Genomic DNA, 11,906 nt, shown 5'->3' with positions numbered 1-11,906 from the left:
ACTGCCCTGCTGGGTGTTGATGGTAATGGCCGGATTGTCATTGTAGATGCTGAGCGTGTAGGGCCCCGCCGTGGTGGTGGGTGCCATCAGGCCCACCACAGCGAAGGAGATGGGGCTACCGTTGGTGCCCACGTACTGGGGACTGAAGCTGACCCGTCGCTGGGTGGCACTCAGGGTGGTGCAGGTCAGGGTGCTCACGCCGGTGATGGCGAAGCTGCCCGCCGTGGTGGTGGTGGAGGCCGGACCGTAGCCTGGCCCGCTGACGCTGACCGTATGCACACCGCTGCCCACAGGCAGGCCTGGTAAGCTGAAGCTGGCCGAGGTCTGACCGGCTGTCACGTTGAGGGTGGTGCTGGCGCTGCCATCAGCGATGGTGAGCGAGCTGGCTACGGCGTTGGTCAGGCTGATGGTGCCCGCCAGGCTGTACTGGTTGGTGGCCGGGTCACAGTTGCCCGGCGTGACAGCCAGGGCCAAAATGGGGGTTGGTGTTGGAGGTTGGGGTGGGGTGGTCGAGCAGGACGCCGGGGCGGTGTAGGTCGCCGACACGGTCGTATACCCCGCTCCGCTAACGCTGACCGAACGATTGCCCGATCCGGCCTGCAAGCCGGCCAGACTGAAGCTGGCCGAGGTCTGGCCGGCTGTCACGTTGAGGGTGGTGCTGGCGCTGCCATCGGTGATGGTGAGCGAGCTGGCCACGGCGTTGGTCAGGCTGATGGTGCCCGCCAGGCTGTACTGGTTGGTGGCCGAGGTACAACTGCCCGGCGTGACGGCCAGGGCTAACCGCGCACCCGATGGGGAACAGTTGGCTGGCTGTAACTGTACCGTTGCGTCGGTATAACAGTCCGCTCCGTTGTAGACCCGGATGGTATAAGACTGGGTTGAACCTGGATTAGCCAGATTGCTCACCAGAACGCCATTGGCCGGGATAGGCTGGGCTGCCCCTGACAGAGAAGCGGCCGGATTGAAACTGGTACCACTCGAATACTGGAAACTGTGAGCGGTGTTAAAGCCTGTCAGGGTAATACGGGCATTGTTCTGCGGATTATTGCCCAAACAGGTAGCAGGTTGGGCGCTCGCCTGGAAAGAAGGCACTGCTTCCTCTTCAATGATGAAAGGGCAGCAGCTGTATTCGGTACACGTACCCGCGCTATTATCGGACGACATACGGTACACACCCGGCGCACTCACATCGAGGATGTTGGTGGTTTGCCCCACTATTTCCACGTCATTACGGAACCACTTGTAATTGGTCCTGCCGGGGTCGAGAGTTAATCTGAAAACATACGTATCTCCGGTACATACTTTGATGGGTATGGAGGTGCAGGCTTTGGCTATAACCCCAGGTGCAGTGGCCACATTGTAGAGCGTGCCCGAACTATCGACTCTGGCTCGCAGGGTGAGCGAAAGCGTTTGTCCAGCCGCCAGACTGTTGACGGTCCAAGTGCTGGTTGTCGATGGGCCTTTGGAGAAAACGGTACCGGCGGGCGGGGTGGCTGAATTGGCCTGATAGGTTAGTCCGGTCGACATCGAATCGCGGACAACTACGTTGTTGAGGGTATTATTGGTTTTATTGGTGAGTACCAGCGTGTAGGTCAGCATCTCCCCGATAACGGCTCTTGACTTGTCTACCTGTTTAGCCAGGGAAAATTGGGCGGTCGTAGAGGCACAGGAAGCCGGGGCAGTATAGGTGGTTGATGCTGAATAACCGGACGAATTATTGTTACAGGCATCCAGCCAGTTATAGCGGAACGTACTCTGCACATTGCTTTGCTGGGCGTTTAGAGTGATGGCCGGATTGTCAGTATACAGATTTAGCGTGTAAGGGCCCGCCGTGGTAGTCGCCTGAAGTTCACCGGTTACGGCAAAAGTGACGGGGCTACCATTAAGTCCGCTGTACTGAGGGTTGAACCTAATTTGCCGCTGATTAGGGCTCAGGGAGATACAACTTATTTTGGTTGCCCCTACTATGGCGAAGCTGCCGGTAGTGGGGGGAGGATTGTTGCTCCCTCCGCTGACGCTGACGGTATGGACACCCGAACCGGCAGGCAAACCGGCCAGACTAAAGCTGGCGGATGTCTGGCCCGCCGTTACGTTGATCGTGGTGTTGGCACTCCCATCGGTGATGGTGAGTGAGCCGGCGACAGCATTTGCCAGGCCAATGGTACCCGACAGGGTGTATTGGTTGGTGGCCGGGTTACAGCTACCCGTTGTTACGTTTATGGACACCTGAGGCCCATCAGCAACGGTTGGCCGGGCAGGATTTTCCGGGGTTAAGCCACCGGGTAAATCTCCTCCAAGAACTGATAACGTCAGTTCAAACAAACAAAAAAGCGTCCAGAAAACTTTTTTCATTTTCTTCTCCTGGTTAAGGATAGTTAAGCGATGCAGTGATGGTATCGTTGAATAAATATTAAATCGCCGGAGAGGGTAGCGTTATGGTTGGAAAGAAGGCAGGTAAAAATCGACTGGCTGTGGTCATACAGGCAGTCGACAGCAGCGGTTTCAGGTAATCCATTGGCCTGTGCATGCCAGAAGTCTACATTTACCAGGACTTGTTCGGAAACCAGTAGATAACCTGACATAAAACCGAAGGGGGTCGGAGTAGGCCAATCGATGTTGTCTGTAGTAAATATGGACATATGCACTTAGTCTGTAGTTGCCTTATATAATCTGTTTACGGACTTGGCAAAAAACATGCCGAACGAAAAGTAGGGTGTAATCAAAGCCGAATTTCGGTTGACTTGTGCTGCTATATGATAGCCAGTCTTATTGCAGTTAGTGGCTATATGTAGTTGTAATGTATTAGTGTTTAGGTATTTGAGTGTTTTTAGAATACAAATTGTTTTACTGATTCAAAACTTTAGTAAACAATCTTCCACAGATAAATACATTCATCTACTTTTATGTATGGCTAGCTTTTTTGGTTGGATTCGATCCGCTTCAGTACGTTGGGAAGCAGCTAAAAAGCGAACCAATAAAGAAAGTAAGAGCGGTTGGATGGCGGATCCTACGAAAATGTGTTCGCTTCGTAGTTGCCAAAAACGTACCTTGCGACCTACAGATATTCGCTGATTACAGACTGATTCTACATGGAAAATGGAACCCATACCGATAAAAAAAACCTACTATCGGTTACGCAGCCTATAGCGTCCCAAATCAATGTTTCCTCCGAAATTGGTACCCTCAGACGATTGCTGATTCACAGTCCAGACCGGGGGCTGGGCAAAGTTGTACCGTCAAAAGCGCAGGATTGGTTGTTTGAAGACATCGTTCACCTGGACATGATGCGCCGGGATGAGTACGACTACTACGTTAAGCTATTGTTGTATTTTCTGGACCCCGATAAAGTACGGGGTAAGGTGGCCTCCATCGGTCCTGACTCAAACCGCAACTTCTACAAACCGGACCACGAGGCTTATTTTAAGTCCGATAAAGTTATCGACCTTCAGGTACTCCTGGCCGATATTCTGGTCGATACCGTCATCCGTACCCGTATGATTGCCGCCATTTGCGGGATTGAACGCAAGTCTTTTCGCACCCAGCAACAACTAAGCCAGTTTGAACCGGTGGAACTAGCCAAAGTCATGATTTCAGGCTCGCTACCCGACCTGACCATGCTCTTTGCACCCCTGCCTAATTTCATTTTCACGCGGGATATCGGTATCGTTATTAATGACCATATTCTGCTGAACAAGCCAGCTAAACTGGCCCGCACCCGCGAAGCATTGTTAGCCCAGTATATTTTCTTCAATCACCCACTTTTCGCCGACTATCAGGATAAAATTCTGGAAATTCCGGATAATGAGCAGGCCTTTCTGCTGCCCGATACCGACATAAACCGCGACGTGACCCGTTCGACCCTGGAGGGGGGCGATGTAATGATGATTGCCAAGCGACATCTGATAATTGGTGTTAGTGAACGGACAACCTTATACGCGGCTCAACAGGTTATGCGGCTGGTATTCGGTAAAAATCTGGTCGATACGGTAACCATCATCAAGATTCCGAAGAAGCGGGATTACATGCATATCGACACGGTGTTTACGCAGGTAAAACGCAACGTGTGGGTATTGCTGGGCACCCTGGCCCGCACGGGCGATGAAGCTAGGCAACGCGACGTTATTCACTTCTTCGCTCCCAAAGATGTGTCGGAAGATATGAAAATCATGCAGTTCATCAAGGGACTGGAACACAAACCCGTCGAAATAGAAAACCTCGAAGATCTGCTCACCGACATCAGCAAGAATGACCTCGGCGCTACTGAACCGGTGCAGTTCATTTATTCGGGCAACAACGAATTCCCCTTCGGTGCCCGTGAGCAATGGACGGATTCCTGTAACCTGCTGGCCCTGAAGGATGGCGTTGTGGTGGGGTACGACCGGAATGAAAAAACGACCGATGCCTTCCGGGCGGCTGGCTTCGACGTGGTTGGAGCGGCCAAATTGCTGGATCGTTTTGAACGGGGTGAGTCATCGCCGGAAACCATAGAAAACACGTTTATTATGCTGCCTTCTGCTGAGTTGAGCCGGGCGAGAGGGGGCTCACACTGCATGAGTATGCCGTTATTCAGGGATGAGTTGTAGGTTTTTGAGGAAGTCGTAAAAGTCATAAGTCGCAGGTTGTAGCATATTTTAAACCGTAGTGAGCAATGAAAGTAAAGCGATTTAAAAACTTGTTCGTATAACATAAGGGGCAGATTTGCCGGGCATCAGTATTCATTTCCAATACTATTGCGGAAGGTTATGACCGTAAAAGTGATCCTGACTTTGCCCGTTTTCTTACCATCGTCCAAACATCACCAAATGCAGTCAAGTCCAGGACTTACTTAGCGTATGATTAGGGTATATTGATTTCCGGTAAACAGGAATTGTCTGTAAAAGCAACAGAAGAAATTTCACGAATGACACTTGCCCTGCGAAAATCATTGTCAAAGTGAGGTAGGCACGTTAATTTGCCACCTTTTAAGCAGGCTATCTTGTTTCTGACGTACGACTCCTACGACTCACGGTATATACCAATCTACTACCTATCATGCAATCACAGGCTACTTCCCGCATTTTAATGATTCGTCCCGTTCGTTTCGGGTTCAATGAGCAAACGGCCGGGTCCAACGCGTTTCAGAACATTGAACTGGCTGAACAGGCACAGGAGGTGGTGCAGGAAGAGGCCCTGCGGGAATTTGATGCCATGGTGCAGCAACTTCGGGCACTGGGGCTGGATATACTGGTGTATGAGGATTCCCCCGAACCACACACGCCCGACTCTATTTTTCCCAACAACTGGGTTTCCTTCCATGCCAGCGGTACAGTGGTGCTCTATCCCATGCAGGCCGCCAACCGTCGGCTCGAACGCCGGCAGGATATTATCGACGACCTGTCAGAGCGCTTCCATGTGTCCCGTGTCATTGATCTGACCCATTTTGAAGAAGAAGGTAAGTTTTTGGAAGGTACCGGAAGCCTGGTCCTGGACCGGATGAACCGCGTGGCATTTGCCAGTATATCGCCCCGTACACACCCTGATGTGCTGGCCGAGTTTAGCCGTCAAACCGGCTATCGGGTTGTGTCTTTTCACTCTGCCGATGCCACGGGTAAAGCTGTATACCATACAAATGTGATGATGTGCATGGCCGAGAGCTGCGCCGTTATATGTCTGTCAGCAATCACGGACCCCGACGAACGGCTTATGGTTCGTCAGGAACTGGAAGGGCTCGGTAAGCGGGTGTTTGATATTGCGCTGGAACAAATGGCCGCTTTTTCGGGAAATATGCTGCTGGTCAGTTCAGGAAAAGGGCAAAAGATGCTTGTGATGTCAACCCGTGCCTACGGTGCCCTGACGCTTAAACAAATTGATCAGTTGAACGAATACGCCACACTGATTCACTTTGGGCTTTTCGTTATCGAGCAAAACAGCGGAGGGTCGGCCCGCTGTATGATGACTGAAATCCATTTGCCCCGGAAGTGAACTAATCAGGAGTGAATATTGACAGCGGGAAACCATCCGGTATAAGCAATAAACGGTCGGACATTTCCTTGTTACTTATACTCATTCCAGTACTTTTTTTCATTTTTGTTTGCACATACAAATATCATTAGTACCTTTGCTGACAGTATACGGGAGTAGACGATGAAAAACGAAGAAAATACAGTTGTCTGTGAAGAAAAGTCGGCCACACGTTTTAGTGCATGCCTGCTTTTTTCGGCTAATGCGCTGGCACGGGCCATCACCGCTATTGGCGATGAAGAGTTTGGTCGTTTTGGTTTATGCTATTCGCACGCATACATGCTGTGTGAGGTAGTTGCGCAGCCCGGCATTACTCCTTCAGAACTAAGCGAAACGCTGTATCTGACCCCATCGACTATCACGCGTCTGGTGGAAAAACTAGAGCAGAAACACTACGTCCGGCGCGAGTCAGAGGGCAAACGAACGTTGATTTATGCTACCGCCGAGGGCGATGCGATTCAACCCGAAATTGCCCAGGCCTGGGAGCGGGTCGGTACACGTTACTCGGAGGTTATCGGCAAAAACGACGTTTGCCAGTTGACCCAACAGGTGTTCAAAGCTGCCAAGTCGTTGGGAAAGACCTCCTGATTAAGTAAAATAGAATTGTTTGCACATACAACAAAAAGAGAGCCATGAAAAACAATGAAACAGTAGTCGGTATCGCCAACGGAAAATTGAGCGCGCAAACAAAAGATATTTGTCGTTCCTTGGCCGAAAAGGGCGTTTCATGCCTTGTCGTGCAGAAAGAAAATATGCACACCGAAATTGCCGAACCAGCCGTCGATACAGAGTCGCAGCACTGGTCGGGCAAGCCGGGGCAGGATTTATTTTTCAACGGCTGGAAACTGCTTTTTTAGTGCAGAACAGTACGGATTTGGTAACTCATCAATCAACGCTGACCCCCTCAGACAACTATGAACTACATCATTACCGGCTCTTTGGGCCATACCAGCAAACCCATTGTGGAGGGTCTCATTAAAGCAGGTCACACCGTTACGGTGATTACCAGTAAACCTGCTAATGCATCGTCTATTGAGGCACTGGGTGCAAAAGCCGCCATTGGCAATGTTGATGATGCTGATTTTCTGAAGCAGGCATTTGTCGATGCGGATGCGGCTTACCTGCTTATTCCCAGCAACTGGGGTGCAGCGGACTTGCGGGTTTACCAAAACCAGGTTGTTGACAACTATATTGCGGCTATCCAGGCCAACGACATTCGGTTTGCGGTATTGCTGAGCAGCGTAGGGGCCAATTTGGGGCAGGGTGTCGGACCGGTCGATGGATTGTATGATGTGGAACAAAAACTGGCAAAAGTATCGGGGTTGAACAGCAAGTTTCTACGCCCATCCTACTTCATGTACAACCTGTTTGGCATGGTCGGGATGATAAAAAATACGGGTATTATGGGTAGCAACTTTGGGGCCGATCCGCTGGTACTCACCCACACTGATGATATTGCCGAAGTCGCTCTCCATGAACTTCTGACGTTGGGTTTCACGGGGCATCAGGTGCGCTACATCGCCAGCGACGAACGGACCGGGACCGAGATTGCGCAGGTTCTGGGCGAAGCCATCAGCAAACCCGAAACGCCCTGGATTGTGTTTTCCGACGCGCAAACCCTGGAAGGTATGAAAAGTGCCGGAATGAGTGAAGAAATGGCCGCTTCCTACACCACTATGGGAAAATCAGTCCGGGAGGGAACGATGCAGGCGGACTTCTTTAAAAATAAACCCGTTTACGGAAAAGTAAAACTGGAGGATTTCGCCAAAAACGAATTTGCACCCGCCTTTGGCGCGTAATATGCGTACAACGACCCCACGTAATTTTGTCTGTACAAATTAGAGTTTCCCGCGTTTTGTGGAAGCTGGTTATCTTAAAGCAGTCCCCGCTTTTTGAGCATAGAATCGCTAACAGGATCATGGCCCCTAAAATCGCGAAACATTTTGCCGTACTCAATTGTGTTCCCACGCGACAGAATCATATCCCGAAAACGCTGACCGTTGGCTCGGCTTAGTCCGCCGTTTTCCTGGAACCAGGCAAAAGCATCCTGCGCCAGTACTTCTGTCCAAGCATACGCATAATAGCCCCCGGCATAGCCATTGCTCCAGATATGCAGAAAATAACTCGACCGATAACGAGGAGGTACCTGTTGTAGGAAGAAACCCGTTTTTTTCAGCGCATCCAGTTCAAATTGGTCCACATCCCGAACGGCGGCATCGGCAGGCAAGGTATGCCACTGCATATCGAGGGAAGCAGCAGCCAGGGCCTCGGTAAGCGCGTAACCCTGGTTAAAGGTGGCAGCTTTCTTAATTTTATCAACCAATGTCTGAGGCATCGGTACCTTGGTCTGGTAGTGCACGGCATAGTGTTTAAACACACTTGGATACAGTACCCAGTTCTCATTGAACTGCGAGGGGAACTCGACATAATCACGCGCTACATTCGCACCCGAAAGAGCAGGATACTGCTGGCTGGCAAATAGACTGTGCAGGGCATGACCAAATTCATGGAACATGGTTGTTACGTCCGTGAAGCTGATAAGCGCAGGCTGTCCATCCGCCGGTTTGGGAAAATTACAGACGTTATAAACCACCGGCTTAGTCGCTAGTAGTTTCGACTGGCCTACCAGATTGCTCATCCACGCACCGCCCTGTTTATTGTCCCGCTCGAAATAGTCGCAATAGAACAGGCCTAACTGGCTGCCATCTTTGTTGAACACCTCAAATACGCGGACATCTTTTTGGTAAACAGGCAGATCGTTGCGTTCTTTAAAGGTGATGCCGTACAGTTGCGTAGCGGCATAAAACACCCCGTTCTCAAGCACGTTAGTCAACTCAAAATAAGGCTTTACTTCGCTGTTATCCAGATTATATTTCTGTTTGCGTACCTGCTCGGCATAGAAATTCCAATCCCACGGCTGTAGCTGGAAACCACCCTTTTGCTGGTCGATTAAACGCTGTATGTCAGCCGCTTCTACTTTTGCTTTCGCTGTGGTTGCTGGCGCTAACTTACTCAGAAACTGGTCAACTGCTTTGGGCGTTGCGGCCATCTGGTCCTGAAGTTTCCAGGCAGCGTAGTTGGGATAACCCAGGAGTTTGGCTTTATCGGCGCGTATCTGTACCAGTCTGATAATGGTTTTGCGGGTGTCATTACTATCGTCTTTTTCAGCGCGGGTCCACGAGGAATTAAATAATTTCTCCCGCAAAGGCCGGTTGGCAAGTGATTGAAGCAGCGGTTGCTGGGTTGTGTTCTGTAACAGGATGAGCCATTTGTTATCCAATTTGTTGGATTTGGCATTCTGCGCCAGAACCTCTTCGTCGCTCAACGACAGTCCGGTTAGCTGGGCTGTGTCGTTAACCGCCACACTCCCCGCTTTGGTAGCGGCTAATAACTGATTGTTGAATTTAGCGGTTAAGGTTGCCTCTTCGCCATTGAACGTTTTCATGGTCGCTTTGTCGGCATCGGATAGTTTAGCACCCGCTAATACAAACTGCTGATAATAGTACTCCACCAACCGGTTCGATTCTGCGTCCAGCTTCAGGTTGGTCCGTTGATTATAAATTGCCTCGACCCGTTTGAATAACTTCGTGTTCAGGAAAATAGCATCCTGCATAGCCGCCTGCTTCGGTGCTATTTCTTCCTGTAGCTTTTGCAATTCGGGGGTTGTATTAGCTCCCGTAAGCAGGTTAAATACATTGTTGACACGGGTGTAGAGCTGACCGCTTTTTTCGATGGCTACCAGGGTATTGTCGAAAGTAGGGGCTTCTGTATTCTCGGCAATTTTTGTGATTTCTTCCTGCTGCTGTTTTAACCCATCAACTAACGCGGGCTTATAATCAGTTTCTTTTAGTTTATCGAAGGCAATCGTCTGATAAGGCAGTGTACTGGGTGCCGCAAACGGATTATCGGATGACGTACTTTCACCGGATTGATCTCCTTTAGTACATGAACTGGCAACTAACAGTAAAACCAGTGGTGCCCAGTTGATTAGTGTATTCATAGACTGCATTCGAAGGGTTAAAAGCTTCGCCCTCATAAATGTACTGCTCTCACTCCAGAAAACGCTTTATGAGGTGAAAACACCGGCCAGTACCATTAAATTAATAGAGTACCAACAGCTTTTTATTAATCACAAGATGGCAAATAGACACTAAAGCTCTTTGATGAAGACGTATATCCTGGCGCTTGATACCCAGCAAAACGTTCTCCCCATAGTTGGTTTTCCAGCTGATAGGTATCCGCCCAGCATTTACAAAGGCTCATGGATAATACAATACGTGTCTGAACACAACCAGTTGTTACCCACTACATTCCCGTACCTGGGCTGCAAAGCTTCCTTCGGTGCAGACAACCTATGGCGGCCGGGGCCAAAACCTCACTTTTTAGCCTTCTTTACTAACCGATTAGGCATACAAGGCCTATACACTATAGGAAAAAACGCTCGTGACCTATGAACTCAACAAATGAAGAATCAACTCAGACCAATCCATTAACGGCCTATCCGCAACCACCTTACTCTGACCAGAAACAGGAGGTGCCCGGTACAGAACAGGCCATGCAGCCCAAAGCCGACCATGGTGAAACATCATACCGGGGGTCGGGTAAGCTAACTGGGCGCAAAGCTCTGATTACCGGTGGTGACTCCGGCATTGGCCGTGCCGTAGCGATTGCGTTTGCCCGCGAAGGAGCCGACGTGCTGATTTCGTACCTCAATGAAGAGGAGGACGCCCGCGAAACAGCCCGCTACGTGGAAGAAGCAGGCCGAAAAGCCGTATTGGTACCGGGTGATATCAGTAATGAGGCTCATTGCCAGGACCTCATCCAGCGAGCCGTTGATGAGCTGGGCGGGCTGGATATACTGGTGAACAATGCTGCGTATCAAATGGCGCAGGAGTCATTGCAGGAGATGACTGCGGAAGAGCTGCACCGCACCTTTGCTACCAATATCTTCGCTATGTTCTACCTCTGCCGGGCGGCAGAAAAACACCTCAGTCCCGGTAGCACCATTGTGAATACCAGCTCGGTTAATGCCTACAAACCCAATCCACAACTGCTAGCCTATGCCGCTACAAAAGCAGCTATCCAGAACTATACGGCTAATCTGGCGCAGGTGTGGGCCGAAAAGGGAATCCGCGTGAACTGTGTAGCACCAGGCCCAATCTGGACACCACTGATTCCGTCAACGATGCCTCCGGAGAAGGTGAAAACCTTCGGCCATGATGTACCCCTGAAACGGGCGGGTCAACCCGCCGAACTGGCTCCTGTCTATGTGCTGCTTGCTTCTAGTGACTCCAGTTACATGACGGGTAGTACGGTGCAGGTAACGGGTGGTTCACCCACCATTTGATCCCGGCACTGGTCGGGGAGTAAATTAACTGATAATCAATCGGACGTAACTTTTTATCGTATGAAGCTAGGCGAAAGACTGCTGAAACAGCTTTCTAAAACATACGCGCCCTCGCAGCTGGTCACGTTTAAATTCGGGCGTTATGACGTTGCTACAAAGACTGATGAGGAAGGCAACCCCATGCTTGTTTTTGTTGGTAAAGCCGATGAGCGCGGAATCATTAAGGGGGATCAGTTTAACCGTCGACTCCTTAAAGATGCCAGCGGAACGGTTATAAAAGACCATTGGGATTATAACAATGGTTCGTCAATTTTAGAAGAGTAAAAAGGCGTGTTAGTTTTGGGTCTCTAACCTCCAAAGCCTAACAACGCCTTTATGCAAAGACTTGCCTTGCTAACTACAATAGTAGCCAGCTTACCTGATTTGACCAAGCCTCGTCGCCAATTTGTTACCCACATACTCATGCTTTTTCTCAGTGTTCGTCACCGGATCAATTTTCTACAACTGGCTCGCCACAGTGATCAGTATGCTGAAAACACCATGCGGCTGCACTTCGAAG

At 50.3% G+C, this 11,906-nt stretch carries 9 protein-coding genes and 1 pseudogene; 8 read left to right on the top strand and 2 right to left on the bottom strand.

What is annotated here, in order from left to right; translation table 11 throughout:
- A pseudogene (locus B156_RS0123395) lies at nucleotides 1-2,352 on the bottom strand (hypothetical protein); the annotation flags it as partial.
- Between the two features lie 737 nt (nucleotides 2,353-3,089).
- On the opposite strand from B156_RS0123395, the gene B156_RS0123390 reads away from it, so the two are divergent.
- From B156_RS0123390 to B156_RS0123370, 6 genes are all read left to right on the top strand, one after another.
- The gene (locus tag B156_RS0123390; protein ID WP_018622225.1) at nucleotides 3,090-4,583 is read left to right on the top strand and encodes an arginine deiminase family protein; all 1,494 of its coding nucleotides are present in this window, start codon (nucleotides 3,090-3,092) and stop codon (nucleotides 4,581-4,583) included.
- A 113-nt stretch (nucleotides 4,584-4,696) separates the two neighbouring features.
- Complete coding sequence (locus tag B156_RS32670) at nucleotides 4,697-4,840, top strand: four helix bundle protein (RefSeq protein WP_084757855.1); 144 nt, start codon at nucleotides 4,697-4,699, stop codon at nucleotides 4,838-4,840.
- A 191-nt stretch (nucleotides 4,841-5,031) separates the two neighbouring features.
- Entirely contained in the window at nucleotides 5,032-5,961 is a 930-nt protein-coding gene (gene ctlX, locus B156_RS0123385; RefSeq protein WP_026261003.1) for a citrulline utilization hydrolase CtlX, read from the top strand.
- A gap of 162 nt (nucleotides 5,962-6,123) precedes the next feature.
- Nucleotides 6,124-6,588, top strand: a complete 465-nt coding sequence (locus tag B156_RS0123380) for a MarR family winged helix-turn-helix transcriptional regulator (RefSeq protein WP_018622223.1) — start codon at nucleotides 6,124-6,126, stop codon at nucleotides 6,586-6,588.
- A gap of 44 nt (nucleotides 6,589-6,632) precedes the next feature.
- Nucleotides 6,633-6,857, top strand: a complete 225-nt coding sequence (locus B156_RS0123375) for a hypothetical protein (protein WP_018622222.1) — start codon at nucleotides 6,633-6,635, stop codon at nucleotides 6,855-6,857.
- A 57-nt stretch (nucleotides 6,858-6,914) separates the two neighbouring features.
- Nucleotides 6,915-7,799, top strand: coding sequence for an NAD(P)H-binding protein (locus B156_RS0123370; RefSeq protein ID WP_018622221.1), 885 nt, complete (start codon nucleotides 6,915-6,917; stop codon nucleotides 7,797-7,799).
- Between the two features lie 74 nt (nucleotides 7,800-7,873).
- Here the strand turns inward: B156_RS0123370 and dcp are convergent, their stop codons facing one another.
- Entirely contained in the window at nucleotides 7,874-10,000 is a 2,127-nt protein-coding gene (gene dcp, locus B156_RS0123365) for a peptidyl-dipeptidase Dcp (RefSeq protein WP_026261002.1), read from the bottom strand.
- A gap of 450 nt (nucleotides 10,001-10,450) precedes the next feature.
- On the opposite strand from dcp, the gene B156_RS0123355 reads away from it, so the two are divergent.
- Together B156_RS0123355 and B156_RS0123350 are read left to right on the top strand one after the other, a co-directional pair.
- Nucleotides 10,451-11,347 (top strand): SDR family oxidoreductase, encoded by an 897-nt coding sequence (locus tag B156_RS0123355; RefSeq protein WP_018622218.1) that lies wholly within the window; start codon nucleotides 10,451-10,453, stop codon nucleotides 11,345-11,347.
- 60 nt (nucleotides 11,348-11,407) lie between these two features.
- On the top strand, nucleotides 11,408-11,671 hold the full coding sequence (locus B156_RS0123350; protein ID WP_018622217.1) for a hypothetical protein: 264 nt from the start codon (nucleotides 11,408-11,410) through the stop codon (nucleotides 11,669-11,671).
- Nucleotides 11,672-11,906: the final 235 nt, after the last annotated feature.

Source organism: Spirosoma luteum DSM 19990 (assembly GCF_000374065.1).
Taxonomy (GTDB): domain Bacteria; phylum Bacteroidota; class Bacteroidia; order Cytophagales; family Spirosomataceae; genus Spirosoma; species Spirosoma luteum.
The sequence above is the reverse complement of the archived record's forward strand: the minus strand, read 5'-3'. Positions and strand labels throughout refer to the sequence as shown.